Consider the following 21,629-nt stretch of genomic DNA (forward strand, 5'->3'; position numbering starts at 1 on the left):
CCGTCAGAGCCCGAGTTCGCTCAACCCCGGATGGTCGTCGGGGCGGCGGCCCAGCGGCCAGTGGAACAGGCGCTGGGACTCGTCGATGGCCAGGTCGTTGATGCAGGCGAAGCGGCGCTTCATCAGGCCGTCGGGCGCGAACTCCCAGTTCTCGTTGCCGTAGCTGCGGAACCACTGTCCCGAGGCGTCATGCGATTCGTAGGCGTAGCGCACCGCGATGCGGTTGCCCGCGAAGGCCCACAGCTCCTTGATCAGCCGGTAGTCGAGTTCCCGCGCCCACTTCTGCTCGAGGAACGCGCGCGCGGCTTCGCGCCCCACGGGGAAGTCGGTGCGGTTGCGCCACACGGTGTCTTCCGTGTAGGCCAGGCTGACGCGTGCGGCGTCACGGGTGTTCCAGCCGTCTTCGGCCAGGCGAACCTTCTGCACGGCCGTCTCGTGCGTGAAGGGCGGAAGGGGTGGGCGCGTGTCCATGGCGGGGCTCCTGTGGATCGATGGGGCAGGGTGATCGATCCGAAGGCTAGCACCGGGCCTTGCGCTGCAGTGCTGCGGAATCGGCAATGCACTTTTCTTCGCCGCGGCCTCACTGCAGGTTCGGGTTCTGGCGCAGCGTTTCCACCGCCATGTCGATGAAGGCGCGCACCTTGCGCGTGGCATGCCGGCCTTCGCGGTGCACCACGTGGATGGGCAGCGCGGGGCGCTCGAAGTCCTCGAGCACCAGCTTCAGCGTGCCCTGCTGCAGCGCCTGCGCGATGTGGTACATCGGCAGCCGCGTGATGCCGAAGCCCGCGGTGGCGGCGTCGGCGGCCGACTCGTTGGTGTTGGTCGACAGGCGCGGCTGGAAGCGCACCTGCACCGGCTTGTCGCCCTCGAGGAAGCGCCACTCCAGCGTGGGCGACACGCCGGTGGCGGCCACGATCACGTGCGCGGCCAGGTCCTCGGGCCGCCGTGGCACGCCGTGGCGCGCCAGGTAGTCGGGCGAGGCGCAATGCACCTGCCGCACGCGGCCGACCCGCGTGGCCTGCAAGGACGAATCGGGCAGCGCGCCGATGCGCACCGCCACGTCGACGCCTTCGTCGACCAGGTTGACCACGCGATCGAGGAACCAGCACTGCATGTCGACTTCGGGGTACTGCCCGAGGTAGTGGCGCACGATGGGCGCCACATGGATGCGGCCGAAGTTCACCGGCGAGGTGATGGTCAGTTGCCCGCGCGGTGCGGCATGCGTGCCCGCGGCCGAGCTTTCCACCTCCTCGAGTTCGGCAAGCAGGCGCCGGCAGCCATCGGCATAGCCGGCACCGGTCTCGGTGAGCCGCACGAAGCGCGTGGTGCGCGTGAGCAGGCGCGTGCCCAGGCGCTCCTCGAGCTCGGTGACGGCACGCGTCACCACCGAGGGCGAGACGTTGAGCTTGCGCGCAGCGGAGGCGAAGCCGCCCGTGTCGACCACGGCCAGGAAGGCCGACATGGCCTGTATGCGATCCATACCCGGGTTCCTCCGCGCCAGCGTGTCGTTGTTCGTGAATCGGCAAGAGTGACTTGCCGCAGACGGGGATTCTAGAGAGCGGCCGAAGAAAAGATCATTGCACCTAAGCCGGTGCCACCGGTCCTTTTCTCGAACCCTGGAGATCCCCATGAAGCTCTACCACCACCCGCTGTCCGGCCATTCTCATCGTGCCCGCCTGTTCCTGTCGCTGCTCGGCGTGCCGCACGAACTGGTCGAGGTCGACCTGGCCCAGCGTGCCCACAAGGCGCCCGAGTACCTGCGCATCAACCCTTTCGGCCAGGTGCCCGCGCTCGACGACGCCGGCACCATCGTGACCGACTCGAACGCGATCATGGTCTACCTCGCACGCAAGCTCGGCAAGACCGAATGGCTGCCCACCTCACCCCTCGCCGAGGCCCGCATCCAGAAGTGGCTCAGCGTGGCCGCCGGGCAGATCGCCTACGGCCCGGCCGCGGCGCGGCTGATCACGGTCTTCGGCGCCGACTTCCGGTCCGAGGAGGTGATCCAGCGCGCGCACGGCGTGCTGGCGCTGATCGAGGCCCAGCTGTCGTCGCAGGCCTTCATCGCGGCCTCGCAGCCGACCATCGCCGACGTGGCGCTCTACAGCTACATCGCCCGCGCACCCGAAGGGTTTGTCGATCTCTCGGCCTATCCCCAGGTGCGCGATTGGCTCGCGCGCATCGAGGCGCTGCCGGGCTTCGTCGACTTCCAGCGCACGCCGGCGGGGCTCGAGGCCTGAGCCTTCACGAAAGCGCACGGCCATGTCGAACCCGTCCTCACCGCGTCTCGACTCGCCCTGGCATGCGGGCGAGCTCGCGATCCAGCAGAGCGTCGGCGTGGTCGAGCACATGGACCGGCCGGGCCGGCTCTATGTGCGCAGCTTCCTGCTCGACCAGCACCGTGCGTTCTATCCGCTGCTGCCCTCCATCGCGATCGGCGCGGTCGACCCCGCGGGCGATGTGTGGGCCACGATGCGGGCCGGCGAACCCGGCTTCCTGCAGGCGCCCGACCCGGGCACGCTGCATGTGCGTTCGCGGCGCGATGCCGCCGATCCGGCCGAGGCGGGCATGGAAGACGGCGATGCACTGGGCATGGTGGGCGTCGACCCGATGACGCGACGGCGCAACCGCGTCAACGGCACGGTGCGGCGCGAGGGCACCGAAGGCTTCGACCTGGCCGTCACGCAGAGCTTCGGCAACTGCCCGCGCTACATCCAGAATCGCCGCTTCGCGCTGGTGCGCGATCCACAAGAGCCGGCCCGGCCACCGGCCGTGCATCTCGATGCCCTCGATGCGCGCGCACGGCAACTGATCACGGCCGCCGACACCTTCTACGTGGCCTCGTACGTGGTCCGCGAAGACGGCACGCGCCAGGTCGACGTGTCGCACCGCGGCGGCAAGCCCGGCTTCGTGCGCATCGGCGACGATGGCGTGCTCACCATCCCGGACTTCAACGGCAACCTGTTCTTCATGACGCTGGGCAACCTGCTGCTCCATCCGAAGGCCGGCCTGCTGTTCGTCGATTCGGCCACGGGCGACATGCTGCAGATGAGCGGCGACACCGAGCTGGTGCTCGACTCACCCGAGATTGCTGCCTTCGAAGGGGCCGAGCGCCTGTGGCGCTTCAGGCCGCGGCGCGTCGTGCATCGGCCCGAGGGACTGCCGCTGCGCTGGAGCTTCGAGCCCGACGGCGCGTCGCCCCATCTCGCGATGACCGGCGACTGGGCGCAGGCCGCGCAACGCCGCGAGGCCGCGGCGCTGGCCGAGCGCTGGCGGCCCTTTCGCGTGGTGCGCACGGTGGACGAGAGCACGACGATCCGATCGCTGCATCTCGAACCGGCCGATGGCATCGCACGCATCCCGCACCAGGCCGGGCAGCACCTGCCGATCCGCGTCGCGCTGCCCGGCACCGATGCGCCGGTGCAGCGCAGCTACACGCTGTCGACCGCGCCGGCCGATGGCGCCTACCGCATCAGTGTCAAGCGCGAAGGCCGCGTGTCGCAGCACCTGCATGCGTTGAAGGAAGGCGATGTACTCGAAGTGCGCGCGCCCGCGGGCCGCTTCACGCTCGATGCGGCGCAGCGCCGGACGGCCGTGCTGCTGGCCGCGGGCGTCGGCATCACGCCCCTGCTCGCGATGCTGCGGCACGTGGTGCACGAGGGCGCACGCACGCGCACGCTGCGGCCGACCTGGCTGTTCCAGTCGGCGCGTACCGCGGGCGAGCGCGCTTTCGATGCGGAGATCGCCGCGCTCGTGCAGGCCGGGAAGGGCGGCCTGCACTGGGTCCGCGTGCTGAGCGCGCCGCAGGATGCAAAGGCGGGGCCGGACTTCGATGTCGAAGGCCGCATCGACATGGCGCTGCTCCAGGCCACGCTGCCCTTCGGCGACCACGACTTCTACCTGTGCGGCCCGCCAGCGTTCATGCAGTCGGTCTACGACGGCCTGCGCGGCCTCGGCGTGGCGGATGCGCGCATCCATGCCGAAGTCTTCGGGCCCGCGTCGCTGCGTCGCAGCGGAAGCGAAGCGCCGGCGGTACCCGCGGCCACGCAGCCGGTGCGCCTGGTCTTCGCCAGCTCTGGCAAGGAGGCGCGATGGAAGCCGGGCGACGGGTCTCTGCTGGAAGTGGCCGAAGCGCGCGGCCTGTCGCCGGCCTTCGGTTGCCGCGGCGGCAGCTGCGGCAGCTGCAGCACGCGCGTGCTGCAGGGCGCGGTCAGCTATGCGACGCCGCCGTCCTTCGCGGTGGAGGAGGGCGCCGCGCTGATCTGCTGCGCCGTGCCGGCGGCGTCTTCAGGCGAGGCCTTGCACCTCGCGCTGTGAGCGGCAGGGCTCAGTACGCGCCCATGTAGTCGCGCTTGCCGACCTCGACGCCGTTGTGGCGCAGGATCGCATAGGTGGTCGTCACATGGAAGAAGAACTGCGGCAGGCCGTAGTGCAGCAGGTAGGCACTGGCCGAGAGCTTCTTCTCCTTGGGCGTGCCGGGGCGCAGCACGATCTCCAGCGATTCGCTGGCCGCGAACTGCTCGGGCGTGAAGCTGTCCAGATGGTCCTTGGCCTTGGCGATCAGCGCCTGCAGGTCGGCGAAGCTGGTCTCGGTGTCGGGCCACGAGGGCACGGGCGCACCGGCCAGGCGCGAGCCGATGCCCTTGGCGAAATCCGCCGCGATCTGCACCTGGCGAACGAGCGGAAACATGTCGGGAAACAGGCGCGCCTGCAGCAGGGCATTGGGTTCGATCTTCTTGTCCGTGGCATGGGCTTCGGCCTTCGCGAGCACATCGGACAAGGCGCTGAGCATCTGCTTGAGGACGGGAATGCTGGCGCTGTAGAGGGGGCTGGTCATGGGTGGGTTCTTTTCCTGGAGAGCCCGGCAGGTCGCTCGGGCGCGTGCATGGTACGGCACGGCCCGTGTCGGTGCGGTGCAAGGGCTAAGGCAGCAACCGGCGCAACGCCTCGAAGAACAGGTCGGACTGCTCGCGCTCGCCCTGCACCTGGGCCGCCACGCGCGCCGCCAGCGCGGGATCGACGGGCGCCAGCGGCCGGCCAGTCGACTGCGCGATCACCTGGTGCAGGCAGGCGCGCTCGAGGTAGTAGAGGTCGTCGTAGGCATGGGCGATGGTGCCGCCAGCGACGATCACGCCATGGTTGGCCAGGAAGGCCACGTCCTTGCCGGCGGCCATGGTGCGCGCGATGCGCTCGCCCTCGGCATCGTCGAGCGCCAGGCCGTTGTACTGCGCGTCGATCGCGATCCGGCCCATGTAGCGCATCGCGTTCTGGCTCAGCGTCGGGTCGAGCGCGCGGTCGGCCGTGAGCGTGAGCGCGGTGGCGTAGGGCATGTGGCAATGCAGCACCACCGCATGGCCCGTGAGGCGGTGCACCGCGCCGTGGATGAACAGGGCGGTCGGCTCGACGCGGTGGCGTCCGGCCAGTACTTCGCCGTGCAGGTCGATGAGCACGATGTCGTCGGGCCGCACCTCGCTCCAGTGCAGGCCGCGCGGGTTGATCAGGTAGCGGTCGACGGTCCCGGGCAGCGCCACGCTGAAATGGTTGCACACGCCTTCTGACAGGCCATGGTGCGCGGCGGCGCGCAGCGCGAGCGCGAGGTCTTCGCGCAGCTGGCGCACCTGCGGGCTTTGGTATTGGGCGTCGGCGTTCTGCATGGGATGGGCCCTCAGGTGCGCACGGCGTGGTTCCAGGCGGCGGCGAACTGCAGCGCGTCGTCGCGCACCGCGGCGGCGCTCTTGCCCGGCTTGTAGAGCGCGGAGCCGATGCCGAAGCCGGTGGCGCCGGCCGCGCGCCAGGCGTCCATGTTGGTCGGCGTGATGCCGCCCACGGGCATCAGCGGCGTGCCCTTGGGCAGCACCGCCAGCCAGGCCTTGACCACGGCCGGCGAGGCCGCTTCGGCCGGGAACAGCTTGAGCCCGGTGGCACCGGACGCGAGCGCGCCGAAGGCCTCGGTGGGTGTGGCCACGCCGGGCAGGCTCACCATGCCGAGCCGGGCCGCCTCGGCCACCACCTCGGCGTTGAAGTTGGGCGCCACGATCAGTGCGCTGCCGGCCGCATGCACCTCGCGCACCTGCTTCGCGGTCAGCACCGTGCCGGCACCGACCAGCGCAGCGGGAAAGCGCTGGCGCAACAGCGCGATGCTCTCGAGCGGCTGCGGCGAATTGAGCGGCACTTCGAGCAGCTGGAAGCCGGCGTCGACCAGCGCGTCGCCGACCGCGGGCGCTTCGGCCGGCGTGAGGCCGCGCAGGATCGCGACCAGCGGGAGTTGGCGCACGGCGGCGTGGAAGGTGTCGAGGGCGGTGGTCATGGTGCGAGTGTGGTGGCCACGGCATGCAGACCGGCCCAGGTCGCTTCGGCGCCCAGGGTCCGGCTGGTCACGCCGCTGGCATGGAGGGCCAGCGCGTAGCGCTGGGTGAGGGCGGGCGAGCCGATCAGCACGACCTCGCCCGCGGCGCGCAGCGACTGCGTGCGCAGCTCTTCGCCGATCAGCAGGCCCGAGAGATAGCTCGCCAGGTCGCCGGCCGACATGCGACCGAACAGGGCCAGCGTGCGCGCGCCGAAGGCGTTGTGCAGCAGGCCTTCGTTGTTGCCGGACTGCATCACGCCCTGCAGGAAGGCGGCTTCGTCGAGCGGTGCCGTGGTGTCGAGGGTGCGCGCCAGGATCGAATGGGTGCCCAGCAGCGCGTAGAACTCGCCGGTCATGAAGGTGCGGAAGCCCGCCACGCGGCCCTCGGCCACGCGCACCCATTTGTTGTGCGTGCCCGGCAGCACGAAGAGGCCGTCGCGCAGGCCGGTCAGTGCGATGGCGCCGAAGATCTGCACTTCCTCGCCGCGCATCACGTCGGGCACGCCGTCGTGCTCGTCGCTGAGGCCCGGCACGATGGCGATGCGGCCGGGCTCGATCTCGATCACCTTGGCCGCGATGTCGGCAAGGCCGGCCGGGCAGGCGCAGTAGGGCGCTTCGACCCAGCCTTGCTTGCTGCCGGCCATGCCGGAGATCAGGCAGCGCGTGCCCGCGGGCGCCATCCACGCGCCGAAGAGTTCATCGAAGGCGGCACCGAAGCCGCCGGCCGGCACGCTGAGGATGCCGCGCGCGTGGCTCTGTTCCTCGAGCACCTTGCCATCGGCATCCAGCAGCGCGCCGCGCAGCGAACTCGTGCCCCAATCCACAGCGACCCATTGCATCCTTGCCTGTCTCCGGATTTCATCGTTCGAAGGGGCCGTTCTTCAGGGTTTGTCCCGCGAAAACGGCATTTTCAATCATCATATGATAAGCCGACCGATGCCCGGAAACACGTGCATCGTCGATCCCACAACAGGAGACAGAGCCATGCAAGACACCCTCTCGGCGCAGCGCCGCCACCTTCTCCAGGGGCTCGGCGCCATGCTGCTGCCGCTGCCCTTCGCGGCCTTCGCCGAGGACTATCCGAGCAAGCCCGTCGAACTGGTGGTGCCGGCCTCGGCGGGCGGCGGCACCGACGCGCTGGCGCGTGGCTTCGCCGAGATCGCGAAGAAGCACTTCCCGCAGCCCTTCATCGTGAACAACAAGCCTGGCGCCAGCGGCGTGGTCGGCATGGGCGAGGTGCTCAACAGCAAGCCCGATGGCTACAAGGTGTCGGTGGTGATCGCCGAGCTGGTGATCCTGCCGCACCTGAACCTGTCGAAGTTCACCTATGCCGACTTCCGACCCATCGCGCGTCTCAATGCCGACCCGGCGGCCATCACGGTGAAGGCCGATGCGCCCTGGAACACCATCGAGGAGTTCCTCGCGGCGTCCCGCGCCAAGCCCGGCGAGATGCGGGTCGGCAACTCGGGCAACGGCTCGATCTGGCATCTTGCGGCCGCGGGCCTCGAGGACAAGACCGGCGTCAAGTTCAACCATGTGCCCTACCAGGGCGCGGCGCCCGGCGTGGTGGCGCTGCTCGGCGGCCACATCGATGCGGTGGCCGTGAGCCCGGGCGAAGTCGCCGTGCACGTGCAGGCCGGCAAGCTCAAGATCCTGGCCGTGATGGCCGACCAGCGCCTCAAGGCCTTCGACCAGGTGCCGACCTTGAAGGAACGCAAGATCTTCCTGTCGATCGGCACCTGGCGCGGCCTGGCCGTCCCCAAGGCCACGCCGACGGCGGTGGTCGACGTGCTGCGCACCGTGGCGCGCAAGACCGCCGAGGAGCCGGCCCTGCGCGAGGCGCTCGAGAAGCTCAACCTGGGCTTCTCCTACCTCGATGCGGCCGAGTTCGGCCAGTCGATGGAGCGTGACCACCTCTACTTCAAGGAGCTGGTGCAGAAGGTGGGGATCCGCGCATGAGCGTTGAACGCCCGGAGGTGCTGGTCGTTGCACCGGTGATGCCCTTCCTGATGGACGCGCTGCGCGGTGCCGTCACCGTGCACGACCGTCTTCATCTGACCGACCCGGCCGCCTTCGCGGCGGTGGCGCCGCGCATCCGCGCGGTGGTTGCGACCGGCGAGTCGAAGGTGCCGGCCGAACTCATCGCGCAGTTGCCCGCGCTGGAGATGATCACGGTGTTCGGCGTGGGCTACGACGGCGTCGACGTGGCCGCGGCCCGGGCGCGCGGCGTGCCCGTGACCCACACACCCGGCGTGCTCAACGACGACGTGGCCGACCTCGCGCTGGGGCTGCTGATCGCCGCGGCGCGGCGCATCCCGCAGGCCGATCGCTTCGTGCGCGGCGGCGAATGGCTCAAGGGCCCGATCCCGGTGGCGCGCAAGGTCGCGGGCAGTCGCCTGGGCGTGGTCGGCATGGGCCGCATCGGCCAGGCGATCGCGCAGCGCGCGCTGGCCTTCCGCATGGACGTGGCCTACACCGCGCGCTCGCCGCGCGCGAACCTGCCCTACGCCTACCATCCCGACGCCGCATCGCTGGCGGCCGCGGTCGATTTCCTGGTCGTCATCACGCCCGGCGGCGCGGCCACGCGCGGCCTGATCGACGCCAAGGTGCTGCAGGCGCTGGGCCCGCAGGGCTACCTGGTGAACGTGGCGCGCGGCAGCGTGGTCGACCAGCCGGCGCTGATCGCGGCGCTGCAGGCCGGCACCATCGCCGGTGCCGCGCTCGACGTTTTCGCCGACGAGCCCAACGTGCCGGCCGAATTGCTGGCCATGGACAACGTGGTGCTCACGCCGCACATCGGCAGCGGCACGAAGCAGACGCGCGAGGCGATGGCGCAGCTCACCTTCGACAACCTGCGCGCGCACTTCGCGGGCCAGCCGCTGCTCACGCCGGTCCCCGCCTGAGAAGCCTGCACAAGGCGATGGCCAAGAACGCGCACGGCCAGACGGTCGACCTGCTGGGCGAGGCGATCGTCGCAGGCCGCTACGCACAGGGCGGCGTGATCCCGCCCGAGCCGCTGCTGGGCCAGGAACTGGGCGTGAGCCGCACGGTGGTGCGCGAGGCCATCAAGGCGCTGGCGGCCAAGGGCATGGTCGTGACCGGTCCCAAGGTCGGCAGCCGTGTGCTGCCGCAGGAGGCGTGGAACTGGTTCGACCCGGACGTGATCACCTGGAAGGCCAAGGTCGGCCTCACGCCGGAGTTCCTGCGCGACCTGCAGGACCTGCGGTGCATGGTCGAGCCGGCCGCCGTGCGCTTGGCGGCCGAACGCGCGACCGCGCAGGACATCGCGGAACTGGAAGACGCCTATGCCGGCATGGCGCAGGCGGTGGCGACGCAGGGCGACGACTACACGACCCATGACCTGCGCTTCCATCACGGCCTGTTGCGCGCGGCGGGCAACCTGATGCTGGCGCAGATGAGCAAGGCGCTCAACGCGCTGCTGCGCACCAGCTTCGAGATTTCCAGCACGCGGCACAACGGACCCGCGCTGTCGCTGCCGCGGCACCGCGCGGTGCTCGATGCGGTGCGTGCGCGCGACCCCGACCGCGCCGAGCGCGCGGTGCTGGCGCTGATCGACAGCGCGCGCGCCGACATCGAGGCGGTGCTGGGCGCGCAGGCGCGGCCGACGCGCCCTCGCCGCATTGCGGCGAAGTGATCAGCGCGCGGCCGACAGCGCGCAGAGCTTCTCGCGCGCCGGCAGCGCATCGCGGCTGAAGTGGCGCAGCGAGCCCGAGGGGTTCCAGTCGTCGCCGTCGATGCTGTAGCTCTCGTCGAAGGGCTTGGGGTTGCCCGTGGCGGGCGCATACAGCGGCGTGGTGTAGGGCGCGAGCACGGCCAGGTGCAGCTTGCCGTCGGGGCTGAAGGCCAGGCCTTCGCCTTCGGAGCGGTTGGGCTCGTCGTAGTGCAGCAGCTCGATCACCGAGCCGCTGACCGGGTCGACCTTGTAGAGGCGCTTGCGCTTGAGCCCGGTCTCGCTCACGTTGTCCTTGGTGTCGGCGGCCGCGTAGAGCATGCCGTTGAAGACCTTGAGGCCCTGCACTCGCTTGCCGTTGAACGAGGTCTGCAACGGCACCGAGCGCAGCAGCTTGAAGGTGGCCAGGTCGAACACGTTGAGCTTGTCCGCGGCCAAGGTGCTCCAGGTCACGGTGTAGGCCAGCTTGCGCGGGCCGTCCACCGCCACCCATGGCACGCCGTCGGCATGCTCGGCGCGCGGCAGCGCGAACTTCTGGCCCGTGTACTGCAGCGTCCTGGCGTCGTAGACCGCCACGTAGGACTGCTGCGAGGAGTCGTCCTCGTCCTCGATGGGCGCATACAGCTTGCCTTCGAAGATGTCGATGTCGCCGATGTGGCCGAGGTGCACGCCCGCGGGGTTGGCGGCGTACTCGGCCTGGATCTCGGCCGGCAGGGCCAGCGCCTGCGTCAGCGTGCCGTTGAAGTCGGCATCGGCGCGCTGCAGGCCGTAGCGCCACGAGAACACGGGCGTGTCGCCGTCGTAGGCCATGCCCTGGCCCTTGAGCGTCGCGGGGATCTTCGCGGCCTCTTCGTTGCTCAGGTAGGCGAAGCCCCGCAGGTCGCCCGGCGCGACCGCCAGCACGGCCAGCACGCGGTCGAGGTAGCCCTGCAGCACGCCCATGTCGTTGGTGAACTGCGTGCGCCGGGCCACGTCCTCGGTCCACGACTCGGCGTCGAGTGCCGCATTGGCGGACCACAGCGCGGTCTGGATCGGCACGTTGCGGCCGACCAGGCGCTGCTCGAGCGCCAGCAGGTCGGCCTCGCCAAGCGTGGCGATCCGGGTGCCGGCCGGGGCCGGTGCCGCGAGCGCGGGGAGGGTGATCCCGTTGCTCGGGTCCTGGTCCTTGTCCAGCGCCATCAGGAAGCTCACGAGCTTGCCCAGTTCGGGCGCGCTCGTGCAATCGGTGGCGCCCGCCAGGTCGAACAGCGTGATGTTCCTCTTCGGTGCGATCGTCGCGAGCTCGACGCCGGCCGCCTCGAAGCGCAGGCTGCTGTCGCTTCTGACGGTGAAGCTGCCGTTGGCATCGGGCGTGATGGCCGTGCCGTCGGCCTTGATCGTCAGCGCGGCCAGCCCCGGCCAGCCGGCCAGCGTCACCTGCATGGTGGGCGCCACGACTTCCGGCGGCGGCGTGACCGGCGGTGTCGAGGGCTGGCCCGGGCCGCCGGCGACGGGCGTGCCCGGCGTCACGTCGTTGTGGCTGCCGCCGCCGCAGGCGGACAGGGCGATGGTGCAGGCCAGCGCGAGCAGCGACGGAAGGAAGCGTCGGCCGGCCGGGCGCGATGCGGGGCGCAGAAGTCTCATGATCGTGGGGGAGAGCGAGCGTGGAAGCGGGCATTGTTCGCCGCGTGTGTGACACCACGGCGAAGGCCGCGGCCCGCCCATCGCTCCCCCAGCGCGATCGGGGCCCGCCAAGGAAAAAGGGCGCCGAAGCGCCCTTGTGTGAGTCAGCGAGTGACGCGGCCCGAAGGCCGCGGTCCCGGCTCAGCGGCCGAAGGACCGGCCACCGCCGCCGCCCGAACGGCCACCGCCGCCACCGCCGTAACCACCGCCGCCGCCGGAGCGACCACCACCACCGCCGCCGCCCGAGCGGTTGCCGCCGTAGCCGCCACCGCCGCCGCCACCACCACGGCGGCCACGGCCGCCGCCCATGCTGTCGACGCTGGTGCGCAGCGGATCGGGCTGACCGTCGCCGCCGCCGACCGCTTCGGCACGCAGGTGCGCGACCTGGTTGGCTTGCGTCGGGCTGTGGCTGTTGCCGTGATGGCGCGGTTGGCGCTCGTCATGCGGCAGGCCTTGCGGCGCATGGTGCGGCGCGCGCGCCGGACCCTGCGGGCCGCGACCCGGACCGCCTTGTGGACGCGGTGCCTGGCCCCGTGCAGGACCCTGGCCGCCGCCGCCGCTGCGTGCACCCTGGGGTGCCGCACCGCCGCCGCGACGGGGACCGCCACCGCCACCGCCGCCGCCGCCGCCGCCCGAGCGATCGCCCTGGCCGGCCTTGTTGTCGCGCACGCGCTGCAGCATCTCGGTGCGAGCGGCCTTGGCGGCCGCCTGCATCACGTCACGGCTCGGCGGACGACCGGCGCCGCCCCAGATCGTCTGGCGACCCATGGCGATCGGCTCGGCGTGTTCGCCTTCTTCGGGGCCGAAGCCTTCGACGATCTTCACCGGGATCTGCTGCTTGGTGAAGCGCTCGATCTCCTGCATGAAGCCTTCTTCGTCCAGGCAGACCAGGCTTACCGCCTCGCCGCTGTTGCCCGCGCGGCCGGTGCGGCCGATGCGGTGCACATAGTCTTCGCTGACGTTGGGGATTTCGTAGTTCACGACGTGCGGCAGTTCGTCGATGTCGATGCCGCGGGCCGCGATGTCGGTCGCCACCAGCGCGCGGATGGCGCCGGTCTTGAAGCCGGCCAGGGCCTGGGTGCGTGCGCTCTGGCTCTTGTTGCCGTGCAGCGCCATCGCCTCGATGCCGTTCTTGGTCAGGAATTCGGCGACGTTGTTGGCGCCGAACTTGGTGCGCGTGAACACCAGCACCTGGCTCCAATTGTGCTCGTTGATGATGTGGGCGAGCAGGGCCTTCTTCTTGCCGCGGCCCACCGGGTGGATCACCTGGGTGATGCGCTGCACGGTGGTGTTGCGCGGCGTGACCTGCACGCTTTGCGGGTTCTTGAGCAGCTGGGCGGCCAGGTCGCGGATCTCGTCGCTGAAGGTGGCCGAGAACAGCAGGCTCTGCTTGTCCTTGGGCACCAGCGCGAGGATCTTCTTCACGTCGTGGATGAAGCCCATGTCGAGCATGCGGTCGGCTTCGTCGAGGATCAGGATCTGCACTTGCGACAGGTCGAGCATGCCTTGCTGCTGCAGGTCGAGCAGGCGGCCTGGCGTGGCCACGAGGATGTCGACGCCCTTCTTGAGCTTGCTGATCTGCGGGTTCATGCCGACGCCGCCGAAGATCACGGTCGAGTCGAGCTGCAGGTACTTGCCGTAGGTGCGCACCGACTCTTCGACCTGGGCCGCGAGTTCGCGCGTGGGGGTCAGCACCAGGGCGCGGATGCCGACGCCGCCGAACTTGTTGGTGGCGCTGCGGCTCATGGTGAGCTTGTGCAGCATGGGCAGCGTGAAGGCCGCGGTCTTGCCGGTGCCGGTCTGGGCGCCGCCGAGCAGGTCGTGGCCCTCGAGCACCACGGGGATCGCCTGGGCCTGGATGGGCGTGGGCGTGTCGTAGCCGTGCTCGAGCACAGCCTTCAGGATGGCCGGGGCCAACTTCAGATCTTCAAAAGTCATTTGGAAGCAATAGCGCCTTGCATGGCGCAGTGGCATCGGCCCACCGTGGTGCCCTTTGTTGGGGCGACCCGGTCAGTCAAGGCTGATGTATCAAGGGTGGGAGCCGAGAGCCAGTCGCATGGGTGTGCGCAAAGCCTTCTTGTCCCCGGCAGAAGAGCCGCTGTTGCGGGCAACTGGACCCGGCAACGAAGGCCCATTGTCGCACGAGTCGGCGCCACGCCTGGAAACATCTTGCGCAAGGCCTTGCGGCGGGCGGGTGTGCGGTCGTAAAACCTCGGCCCCGGTGCCAGAACCGGGCGGCGCGGGCGGGGGCGTCTGCGCCATTGGGGATAATAGAAGGTTCGCCGCCCCTCGCTGACCGCCCGCAGCGCGTCGCGCGGCCCTTGTTCCAACCTGCTCCACACTGCAAGAGATATGGCCCAATACGTCTATTCGATGAACCGCGTCAGCAAGACCGTGCCGCCCAAGCGGCAGCTCTTGAAGGACATTTCGCTCTCATTCTTCCCCGGCGCCAAGATCGGCGTGCTCGGCCTCAATGGTTCCGGCAAGTCCACCTTGCTCAAAATCATGGCCGGCGTCGACAAGGAGTACGAAGGCGAGGCGCTGCCGATGCCGGGCCTGTCGATCGGCTACCTCGAACAGGAACCCAAGCTCAACAACGAGCACACGGTGCGCGAATCGGTCGAGGAATCGATGGGCGCCGTCTTCGCGGCCAAGGCGCGGCTCGAGGAGGTCTACATCGCCTACGGTGCCGAAGACGCCGACTTCGACGCGCTGGCCGCCGAGCAGGCCCAGCTCGAAGCCATCATCGCCACCGCCGGCACCGATTCCGAGCACCAGCTCGAGATCGCGGCCGACGCGCTGCGCCTGCCGCCGTGGGACGCCAAGGTCGGCCTGCTGTCGGGCGGCGAGAAGCGCCGCGTGGCGCTGTGCCGCCTGCTGCTGTCCAAGCCCGACATGCTGCTGCTCGACGAACCCACCAACCACCTGGACGCCGAATCGGTCGAGTGGCTGGAAGTCTTCCTCAAGCGCTTCACCGGCACCGTGGTGGCCATCACCCATGACCGCTACTTCCTCGACAACGCGGCCGAATGGATCCTGGAAATGGACCGCGGACGCGGCATCCCATGGAAGGGCAACTACAGCACCTGGCTCGAGCAGAAGGGCGAACGCCTGGCGCAGGAGCAGAAGAGCGAAGAAGCCCATGCCAAGGCGCTGAAGAAGGAACTGGAATGGTCACGCCAGAACCCGAAGGCTCGCCAGGCCAAGAGCAAGTCGCGTCTTGCGCGCTTCGAAGAGCTCAGCGACATGGAATACCAGAAGCGCAACGAGACGCAGGAAATCTTCATTCCTGTGGCGGAGCGGCTGGGCCAGCAGGTGTTCGAGTTCCACAACGTCAGCAAGTCCTTCGGCGACCGCATGCTGATCGACAACCTGAGCTTCACCGTGCCACCGGGCGCGATCGTCGGCATCATCGGCCCCAACGGCGCCGGCAAGTCGACGCTGTTCAAGCTGATCGCGGGCAAGGAACAACCCGACACCGGCGAAGTCGTGATCGGCTCCACCGTGCGTGCGGCCTTCGTCGACCAGCACCGCGACGAACTGGCCAGCCAGAAGACCGTATGGGAAGACATCTCGAACGGCCTCGACATCATCAACGTCGGCAAGTTCCAGATGGCCAGCCGCGCGTACGCGGGCCGCTTCAACTTCAACGGCGCCGACCAGCAGAAGAAGGTGGGCACGCTGTCGGGTGGCGAACGCGGTCGCCTGCACCTGGCCAAGACCCTGATCGCCGGCGGCAACGTGCTGATGCTCGATGAACCGTCGAACGACCTCGACGTGGAAACCCTGCGTGCGCTCGAAGACGCGCTGCTCGAATTCGCCGGCACTGTGATGGTCATCAGCCATGACCGCTGGTTCCTCGACCGCATCGCCACGCACATCCTCGCGGCCGAAGGCGACAGCCAGTGGACCTTCTTCAACGGCAACTATCAGGAGTACGAAGCCGACAAGAAGAAGCGTCTCGGCGAAGAGGGCGCCAAGCCCAAGCGCATGCGCTACAAGGCCCTCAAGTAAGCCTTTCGAATGCATCCGGAAAAGCCAGCACATCGCTGGCTTTTTTCATTGAAAAGGCCTTTGTCTGACAGGGGAAAAAACACTTATTCACATAGACTCGCCGAACTTTACAACGAGGGGGACGGATGGTTCGGCATTGCAGGTGGATGGCTTTTCTCTTTCTGTTTTGGGGAGGCCTTGTCGGCCAGGCATCCGCGCTGAGCGTCTCGCTCGCCGGCTTTGCCTACTCGGGTGATGCGGCCAGCATCGCGGCCCGTTTCCCGCATTCGCAGCGCCTCGACAAATCGCTGGGCGCGGGCGGCATCAACGGCCTGATCCGGCAGGTGGTCGCGGCCCAGCCGCCGACCGCCTTCGAACTCGACACGGCCAACCTGATGGAGCTCAAGGGCCGCGACCAGGCCGTCGCCGTCGCGCTGATGCTCAACGGCGAGACCGTGTCGACCGAGCGCTTCGGCGGCCTGTCGAAGGTCTTCATCCAGCTGCGCGCGCAGGCCATGTTCTTCGACTTCAAGACCATGACCGTGCTGCGCGCCTATCCGTTCAGCGTGGCCTACGTCGACCTGCTCGACCATGCGCCCACCGACGACGAGATCGCCGAGCGCGTGCGCACGCTCTACCTGGGTGCGGGCACCACGCCCGGCATCCTGAGCCGTTTCTCCGAAGCGCTCGCGCGCGCCAGCCTGCCGGCCCAGGTGCCGCGCTTCCTGCAGGTGTCGCAGGCCAGCGTGAGCGACGAGGTGCGCAAGCTGCTGCCGGCCGAACTCGCGAGCCAGCCCGGCGTGGCCGAGACCTGGGTCGCCGACATGCTGGCCGAGTCGATCTCCAGCCGCACCGGCGTGCCGATCCTGCCCTACGCCAAGGGCTACGCGATCGGCAAGGTGATGTCGATGCGCGTGGCCGACGGCTCGGTGTACGAGCTCAAGCTGCCCGAGCCCGACTACGCGATCTCGGTGGACCTCACGCGCTTCGGGCGCTTCGAGCATGCCAAGGTCGCGGCCGGCACCAGCTACATCTACGCCTCGAAAGTTGCGATCAAGGTGCAGCAGCCGCTGGCCAACCGTGTCTACATGAACTCGGAATTCAAGAACGGCGAAGTCAAGACCGTGCCTTCTTCGCAGCGCAGCGTGGACGACTTCCCCGCCTACAGCGACAGCCTGCGCGGCCTGTTCACCAAGCTCTCCGGCGTGCTCGCCGGAGGCAACGATCCGTGGCTCAAGGATGCGGCCGCCGCCTCGGACATCGACAAGCAAATCACCGCCACCAAAGAGGTACTCCAGTCATGCAAATAGCCTTGCCACTCGCCGCGCCGATCGCGCGCAACCCGATGCGCAGCATCGTCCTGATGCTGCTCGCCTTCGGCCTGTTCTTCATGGGCCTGAGCGCGCACGCGCAGGTCGCGACCGCACGCGGCAAGGCCTCGGTGACCTACGAGGGCTCGGTGTTCGGCAGCAAGGCCAGCCCCGAGGTCAAGGAACGCGCGATGCGCGAGGCGCAGGTCAAGGCGGTCGAGTTCTACTACGCCGAAGCCGGCGAGTCCGAGTCGGCCAACTTCGACGCGATCCGCGAGCGCGTGGGCGCCAACCTCGACAAGTTCATCCTCGATGCGACCGTCCTCGACGAGCAGGACCAGACCGACAAGCGCGTCTACACCGTCACGGTGCGCACCTCGATCAACGTCGCCAAGCTGCGCAATGCGGTCAAGGCCGGATCGGCCACCACGGCCACGGCCAAGGGCGACCGCTCCAAGCTGACCTTCCTGTTCGTGTCGCGCCAGGTCGACTCCGAGAAGACCTTCGACGACCGCGTCTACCAGCGCGTGGACCGCGGCGTGAAGGTCGATGCGCGGGGCTCCGACAAGCGCCGCGGCGCCGAGGGCGAATCGATCCGTGGCGGCCAGATCGGCACCAACGCATCGCGCAGCCGCGAGACGGCGTTCGAAGCCAAGCGCACCGACACCATCGAGACCGGCGGCAGCACCACCCGCAAGTCCAGCGAATCGACCTGGCGCATCTTCCCGAGCGCCAACCTGAATTCGGTGTTCACCGGCATCTTCGCCTCGGCCGGCTTCAAGGTGCTCGAGGCCGGCTTCGTCGAGCCTTACACCAACGGCCTGATGAAGATCAAGAACGTCGAGAACGACTACAAGACCGGCAACGACCTCGACCCCGCAACGCTGCGCGACGTGGTGCGCGGCCTGCAGGCGGCCCAGGTGCCCTACCTGGCCTTCGGCACGCTCGATGTCGGCATGACCGACACCGATCCGTCCAGCGGCCTGCAGCGCGTGGCCGTGACCGTGACCGGCAAGATCCTCGACCTCACCAGCGGCATCCCCGAGAACATCTCGACGGTCGGCCCGGTGCAGTACGCCGGCGTCGGCCCGACCGAAGCCGAAGCGCGCGGCAACGCGCTCAAGAAGGCCGCCGACAGCGCGGCGCGCGAACTCGTGAGCCAGGTCACCAACCTCGGCCTGCGCTGAACACCGCACACCTTCCTTCTCTTCTTTTTTCTTTCACTCCAAAGAACACAACAACATGTCCAAGAAACTGACCGCCATCGCACTCGCCGCAGCCTTCATCGCTCCTTGCGCCTTCGCGCAATTCTCGATGCCCTCGATCAGCAGCATCACCGGTGGCGCGGCCTCGGGCGGCGGCGACCAGGGTGCCGAGCAGGACTCGCTGGTGCGCGCCTACGTGTCGGCCAACAAGGAGGTGCTGGTCGCGCAGTCGAAGATGGCCGAGGCCGTCGGCCTCAAGGAATCGGCCGCCAAGCTCAAGTCCACCGCCGATGCGCTGGGCGACGGCGCGACCAAGGGCAACCTGTCGGACGCCGACAAGATCCAGAGCGATTCGTCCAAGGAGATCAGTGCCCGCCTCAACGACGGCAACCTGAAGATGGATGCGCAGTCGCAGGCGCTCTACCAGTCGGGCATGGCCTCGCTGGGCCTGGGCGTGGTCAAGTACGTCGGCCTGCGCCCGCACGTGCTGGCCTTCAGCAACACGCTCAAGGCCTCGCCGATGCTGGCCATGACCAAGCTCAACGCGGGTGCCTACGTGGTGACCAACTTCCCGAGCAATGCGAAGAACGTCTACGACACGCTGAGCTACTCGACGGCGTACGCCAAGAGCCACGACATCCCCGTGCCGACCGACGCGACCAAGGCGCTGGGCGCGTTCTGATCCCATGCGCACCCTCCGACTGACGCTGGCGCTGTCGCTGGCCTTCTCGGTCTCGGCCTGCGACCAGGCCCAGACCCTGCTCGACAAGTACACCGGCAAGAAAAAGCCGGTGCCGGCCGTGGTCGACACACCGCCCGCGCCTGTCGCGCCGCCACCGGCTGCGTCGCCCGTGTCCGCACTGCCCGACGCCGGCAAGGTCGGCTCGGTGACGGTCAACGCGCAGGGCACGGGTGCCAGCGCGGCCGAGGCCGTCGACGAAGCGATGCGCCTGGCGCTCAAGATGGTCAACGGCACGACCATGGACCTGGGCTCCGAACAGCTCAAGGTCACGCTGACGCTGTCGCGTGGCCGGAACACCGATGCCCTGCGCGGCACGGCCTTCGCCGAGCAGGTGGTGCAGAGCGCCGGGGGCGCCATCACCGGCTTCAAGGTCAACGCGCTCGACGGTCCCGACAGCCGCGGCTTCTACCAGGCCGACATCGAGGCCTCGGTCGCCAAGTACACGCCGCCCGCGGCCGACAGCAAGAAGCTCAAGATCGTGATTGCGCCGCTGCGCTACGACACCGCGTCCTTCCCGATGGGCGGACGCAGCGTGCCGTCCGAGAAGGTGGCCGAGGACCTGCGCCAGCAGATCCTCACCGCGCTGACCAACACCGGGCGCTTCACCGTGCTCGACCGCGACATGGGTGGCGAGGTGGCACAGGAGCTCGACATGATCAGCTCGGGCCAGGCGCCGCGCGCCGAGTTCGGCAAGCTGGGCCAGGCCATGAGCGCCGACGTGATCTGGGTCGGCAAGATCACTTCCTTTGCCTACAACCGCCACGCGCGCCAGCTGCAGACCAGCGACCGCGAACTCGTGAGCTACTCGGGTGGCTGGGCTGTCTCGCAGAAGCTGGTCAACGTGGCGACGCGGCAGGTCATGCTGTCGGAGTCGCTGCGCGGCGAAGCGCCCAAGGTCGCGGCCACCACGCTGGGTTCGGGCATCGACGGCGCGCAGGTCAGCGAAGGCATGCAGAGCGAGATCGCCAACCGCATCGTCTCGGGCATCGTTTCGCGCACCTACCCGGTGACCGTGATCTCGCGCGACGGCAACGCCGTGGTGCTGAGCCAGGGCGGCCAGGCGGTGCGCGAAGGCGGTCGCTACCAGCTGGCCTACATGGGCAAGGAGATGTTCGACCCGCAGACCAACCAGTCGCTGGGCCGGGTCGAATCCGACTGCTGCGAAGTGGTGATCGACCGCGTGACGCCGACCATGGCGCAGGGCCGGCTCGAACGCGTGCAGATGCCGCTCGACGGGCTCCAGCCCGGCGCGCTGCAATTGCGCGGCCTGGTGACGGCGCGTGTGGCGGCGGCGACGGACACCGCAGCGGCGCCCGCGGCTGCGGCCAAGCCCCGGCCGGCACGCCCGGCAGCGGCGCGCAGCGAGGCACCCGCGGTGGCGCCGGCGCGCGACGACAAGTGGTGACATCGCCCCGGTGCTGACACCGCCGCCTCGGAAAACCGCCTTCGGGCGGTTTTTTTTCGCCTGAAGCGCCCGCGGTCGCCAGCGCCGCCATGGCTGCGGCGGGCGTGCGGATTCCCGGACAGGGCGCTCGCCGCGTGGCCGGATTTTCATCCGCCGCAGCGCGGGAAAACCACGACGCTGCGGAAAAAAATCCTTTGAATTCAATCACTTGCATCGCGTGTGTGGCGTGGCACGTCGGTTGCTATTGAACAGGCACAACACCCGAGGATGGAGACACCGATGAGCATGCAGCACTGCACGACCCGCGCACCCCCGGCATCGCTTTCACGGGCGAGGTCGGCGCCTGCGCCTTTCTTCCCGCCCCCGCACTGACGCCGCACGCCCGGAGCGACGACCCGGTTTCTCGCCGAGTCGCGCCGCCGCATGGGCCGAACCTTTTCCCTTCACAAAAAAGACGGAGACCTTGAGCATGAGATTCCAAAACACCTCCCGCTTCGGCAGGAACTCGGCACGCGTCAGCGCCCTGCTGGCCGCGCTGATCCTGTCGGCCTGCGGCGGCAGCAGCAACGACGGCGGCGGCACCAGCCCACCCACCGGCGGCAACCCGGTCACGCCCGTGCCGGACCCCGGCAGCCCCAACCCCGGTGCGCCGGCGGATGCGACCGTCAAGGTCAGCGTGCTGTCGTCCTCGCCGAAGCTCGTGACCGGCGACGATGCGCTGGTCGAACTCCAGTTGCTCAGCGACAAGCCACTGAGCACGCTGTCGGTCACGGTCGACGGCCGTGACGTGACGGCCGCCTTCGCCCGCAACCCCGCCGACGGCCGCCTGCTGGGCAAGGTCACGGGGCTCAAGGTCGGCGAGAACCAGCTGGTCACGCGCTATGGCGACTACAGCACCACGCTGTCGCTCACGGCCTACCCGGTCACCGGCCCGGTGATCTCGGGCCCGCATGAGGAACCCTTCGTGTGCGGTTACGCCACCTTCACCCGCATGGGCGGGCAGCCGCTCAAATCGCTGGACGACGGCAAGTGCTCGGTCGAGACGCGGGTCGACTACTACTACCGCAACAGCAGCGGCGGCAACACGCGCTTCGAGCCCTCGTCGATCACGGCCTATCCGGCCAACATGACCTACCTCACGGTCAACGGCAAGAGCGTGCCCTATGTGGTGCGGCTCGAGAGCGGCACCATCAACCGCGGCCTCTACCAGTCGGCCATCCTGCACGACGTGCTCAACGAACCCGCGCCATCGCCGACCACGCCGCCCGCCGGCTG

Annotated in this window: 19 protein-coding genes; 11 read left to right on the forward strand and 8 right to left on the reverse strand. The window is 69.0% G+C overall.

The window, feature by feature from the left end; translation table 11 throughout:
- Nucleotides 1–3: 3 nt before the first annotated feature.
- Together K0H49_RS27815 and K0H49_RS27820 are read right to left on the reverse strand one after the other, a co-directional pair.
- On the reverse strand, nt 4–471 hold the full coding sequence (locus K0H49_RS27815; RefSeq protein ID WP_219219748.1) for a nuclear transport factor 2 family protein: 468 nt from the start codon (nt 469–471) through the stop codon (nt 4–6).
- Nucleotides 472–580: 109 nt separating this feature from the next.
- Nucleotides 581–1,480 carry a LysR family transcriptional regulator gene (locus K0H49_RS27820; protein ID WP_219219750.1) on the reverse strand — a complete coding sequence of 300 codons (900 nt, stop codon included), beginning with the start codon at nt 1,478–1,480 and terminating at the stop codon, nt 581–583.
- Between the two features lie 148 nt (nt 1,481–1,628).
- Here K0H49_RS27820 and K0H49_RS27825 point away from each other — a divergent pair, with 148 nt between their 5' ends.
- Entirely contained in the window at nt 1,629–2,240 is a 612-nt protein-coding gene (locus K0H49_RS27825; RefSeq protein WP_219219752.1) for a glutathione S-transferase family protein, read from the forward strand.
- 22 nt (nt 2,241–2,262) lie between these two features.
- The gene (locus tag K0H49_RS27830; protein WP_219219755.1) at nt 2,263–4,317 is read left to right on the forward strand and encodes a 2Fe-2S iron-sulfur cluster-binding protein; all 2,055 of its coding nucleotides are present in this window, start codon (nt 2,263–2,265) and stop codon (nt 4,315–4,317) included.
- Between the two features lie 10 nt (nt 4,318–4,327).
- Here the strand turns inward: K0H49_RS27830 and K0H49_RS27835 are convergent, their stop codons facing one another.
- The 4 genes from K0H49_RS27835 to K0H49_RS27850 form a co-directional block, all read right to left on the reverse strand.
- Complete coding sequence (locus K0H49_RS27835) at nt 4,328–4,837, reverse strand: DUF1993 domain-containing protein (protein WP_219219756.1); 510 nt, start codon at nt 4,835–4,837, stop codon at nt 4,328–4,330.
- Nucleotides 4,838–4,922: 85 nt separating this feature from the next.
- Nucleotides 4,923–5,654 (reverse strand): aldolase, encoded by a 732-nt coding sequence (locus K0H49_RS27840; protein WP_219219758.1) that lies wholly within the window; start codon nt 5,652–5,654, stop codon nt 4,923–4,925.
- Between the two features lie 11 nt (nt 5,655–5,665).
- On the reverse strand, nt 5,666–6,307 hold the full coding sequence (locus K0H49_RS27845; protein WP_219219760.1) for a 2-dehydro-3-deoxy-6-phosphogalactonate aldolase: 642 nt from the start codon (nt 6,305–6,307) through the stop codon (nt 5,666–5,668).
- Nucleotides 6,304–7,185: a 2-dehydro-3-deoxygalactonokinase gene (locus K0H49_RS27850; RefSeq protein ID WP_219219762.1), complete on the reverse strand. Its 882-nt coding sequence runs from the start codon at nt 7,183–7,185 to the stop codon at nt 6,304–6,306. Before K0H49_RS27850 ends, K0H49_RS27845 begins: the two co-directional genes overlap by 4 nt.
- A gap of 145 nt (nt 7,186–7,330) precedes the next feature.
- On the opposite strand from K0H49_RS27850, the gene K0H49_RS27855 reads away from it, so the two are divergent.
- From K0H49_RS27855 to K0H49_RS27865, 3 genes are read left to right on the forward strand one after another with little or no spacing between them, the layout of a single operon-like run.
- Nucleotides 7,331–8,305, forward strand: coding sequence for a Bug family tripartite tricarboxylate transporter substrate binding protein (locus K0H49_RS27855; RefSeq protein WP_219219764.1), 975 nt, complete (start codon nt 7,331–7,333; stop codon nt 8,303–8,305).
- On the forward strand, nt 8,302–9,249 hold the full coding sequence (locus K0H49_RS27860; RefSeq protein WP_219219765.1) for a 2-hydroxyacid dehydrogenase: 948 nt from the start codon (nt 8,302–8,304) through the stop codon (nt 9,247–9,249). The genes K0H49_RS27855 and K0H49_RS27860 overlap by 4 nt, the downstream gene beginning before the upstream one ends.
- 17 nt (nt 9,250–9,266) lie before the next feature.
- A complete protein-coding gene (locus K0H49_RS27865; protein ID WP_219219768.1) occupies nt 9,267–10,001 on the forward strand; it encodes a FadR/GntR family transcriptional regulator in 735 nt (244 codons plus the stop codon).
- On the opposite strand, the gene K0H49_RS27870 is transcribed toward K0H49_RS27865, so the two are convergent.
- A complete protein-coding gene (locus tag K0H49_RS27870; protein ID WP_219219770.1) occupies nt 10,002–11,660 on the reverse strand; it encodes a YncE family protein in 1,659 nt (552 codons plus the stop codon).
- 180 nt (nt 11,661–11,840) lie between these two features.
- Nucleotides 11,841–13,637, reverse strand: coding sequence for a DEAD/DEAH box helicase (locus K0H49_RS27875; RefSeq protein WP_219219772.1), 1,797 nt, complete (start codon nt 13,635–13,637; stop codon nt 11,841–11,843).
- 414 nt (nt 13,638–14,051) lie between these two features.
- Between K0H49_RS27875 and ettA the strand changes: the two genes are divergently transcribed.
- The 6 genes from ettA to K0H49_RS30840 all read left to right on the forward strand — a co-directional run.
- The gene (gene ettA / locus K0H49_RS27880) at nt 14,052–15,713 is read left to right on the forward strand and encodes an energy-dependent translational throttle protein EttA (RefSeq protein WP_219219774.1); all 1,662 of its coding nucleotides are present in this window, start codon (nt 14,052–14,054) and stop codon (nt 15,711–15,713) included.
- 146 nt (nt 15,714–15,859) lie between these two features.
- Nucleotides 15,860–17,002 (forward strand): hypothetical protein, encoded by a 1,143-nt coding sequence (locus K0H49_RS27885; RefSeq protein ID WP_219219776.1) that lies wholly within the window; start codon nt 15,860–15,862, stop codon nt 17,000–17,002.
- The gene (locus K0H49_RS27890; protein ID WP_257625252.1) at nt 16,993–18,189 is read left to right on the forward strand and encodes a hypothetical protein; all 1,197 of its coding nucleotides are present in this window, start codon (nt 16,993–16,995) and stop codon (nt 18,187–18,189) included. The genes K0H49_RS27885 and K0H49_RS27890 overlap by 10 nt, the downstream gene beginning before the upstream one ends.
- Before the next feature lie 55 nt (nt 18,190–18,244).
- The gene (locus K0H49_RS27895; RefSeq protein WP_219219778.1) at nt 18,245–18,889 is read left to right on the forward strand and encodes a hypothetical protein; all 645 of its coding nucleotides are present in this window, start codon (nt 18,245–18,247) and stop codon (nt 18,887–18,889) included.
- A 4-nt stretch (nt 18,890–18,893) separates the two neighbouring features.
- The gene (locus tag K0H49_RS27900) at nt 18,894–20,354 is read left to right on the forward strand and encodes a CsgG/HfaB family protein (RefSeq protein ID WP_219219779.1); all 1,461 of its coding nucleotides are present in this window, start codon (nt 18,894–18,896) and stop codon (nt 20,352–20,354) included.
- Nucleotides 20,355–20,823: 469 nt separating this feature from the next.
- The coding region (locus tag K0H49_RS30840) for a DUF6351 family protein (RefSeq protein ID WP_257625253.1) at nt 20,824–21,629 on the forward strand (806 nt) is incomplete at its 3' end.

This window comes from Variovorax boronicumulans (assembly GCF_019352895.1).
GTDB classification, from domain to species: Bacteria; Pseudomonadota; Gammaproteobacteria; order Burkholderiales; family Burkholderiaceae_C; genus Variovorax; species Variovorax boronicumulans_A.

Coding starts and splice junctions, on each gene's coding strand:
- K0H49_RS27845 (WP_219219760.1), bottom strand. CDS start 6,307: ATGACCACCGCCCTCGACACCTTCCACGCCGCCGTGCGCCAACTCCCG.
- K0H49_RS27855 (WP_219219764.1), top strand. CDS start 7,331: ATGCAAGACACCCTCTCGGCGCAGCGCCGCCACCTTCTCCAGGGGCTC.
- K0H49_RS27870 (WP_219219770.1), bottom strand. CDS start 11,660: ATGAGACTTCTGCGCCCCGCATCGCGCCCGGCCGGCCGACGCTTCCTT.
- K0H49_RS27900 (WP_219219779.1), top strand. CDS start 18,894: ATGCGCACCCTCCGACTGACGCTGGCGCTGTCGCTGGCCTTCTCGGTC.
- K0H49_RS27835 (WP_219219756.1), bottom strand. CDS start 4,837: ATGACCAGCCCCCTCTACAGCGCCAGCATTCCCGTCCTCAAGCAGATG.
- ettA (WP_219219774.1), top strand. CDS start 14,052: ATGGCCCAATACGTCTATTCGATGAACCGCGTCAGCAAGACCGTGCCG.
- K0H49_RS27840 (WP_219219758.1), bottom strand. CDS start 5,654: ATGCAGAACGCCGACGCCCAATACCAAAGCCCGCAGGTGCGCCAGCTG.
- K0H49_RS27890 (WP_257625252.1), top strand. CDS start 16,993: ATGCAAATAGCCTTGCCACTCGCCGCGCCGATCGCGCGCAACCCGATG.
- K0H49_RS27815 (WP_219219748.1), bottom strand. CDS start 471: ATGGACACGCGCCCACCCCTTCCGCCCTTCACGCACGAGACGGCCGTG.
- K0H49_RS27830 (WP_219219755.1), top strand. CDS start 2,263: ATGTCGAACCCGTCCTCACCGCGTCTCGACTCGCCCTGGCATGCGGGC.
- K0H49_RS27825 (WP_219219752.1), top strand. CDS start 1,629: ATGAAGCTCTACCACCACCCGCTGTCCGGCCATTCTCATCGTGCCCGC.
- K0H49_RS27875 (WP_219219772.1), bottom strand. CDS start 13,637: ATGACTTTTGAAGATCTGAAGTTGGCCCCGGCCATCCTGAAGGCTGTG.
- K0H49_RS27860 (WP_219219765.1), top strand. CDS start 8,302: ATGAGCGTTGAACGCCCGGAGGTGCTGGTCGTTGCACCGGTGATGCCC.
- K0H49_RS27850 (WP_219219762.1), bottom strand. CDS start 7,185: ATGCAATGGGTCGCTGTGGATTGGGGCACGAGTTCGCTGCGCGGCGCG.
- K0H49_RS27820 (WP_219219750.1), bottom strand. CDS start 1,480: ATGGATCGCATACAGGCCATGTCGGCCTTCCTGGCCGTGGTCGACACG.
- K0H49_RS27865 (WP_219219768.1), top strand. CDS start 9,267: ATGGCCAAGAACGCGCACGGCCAGACGGTCGACCTGCTGGGCGAGGCG.
- K0H49_RS27895 (WP_219219778.1), top strand. CDS start 18,245: ATGTCCAAGAAACTGACCGCCATCGCACTCGCCGCAGCCTTCATCGCT.
- K0H49_RS27885 (WP_219219776.1), top strand. CDS start 15,860: ATGGCTTTTCTCTTTCTGTTTTGGGGAGGCCTTGTCGGCCAGGCATCC.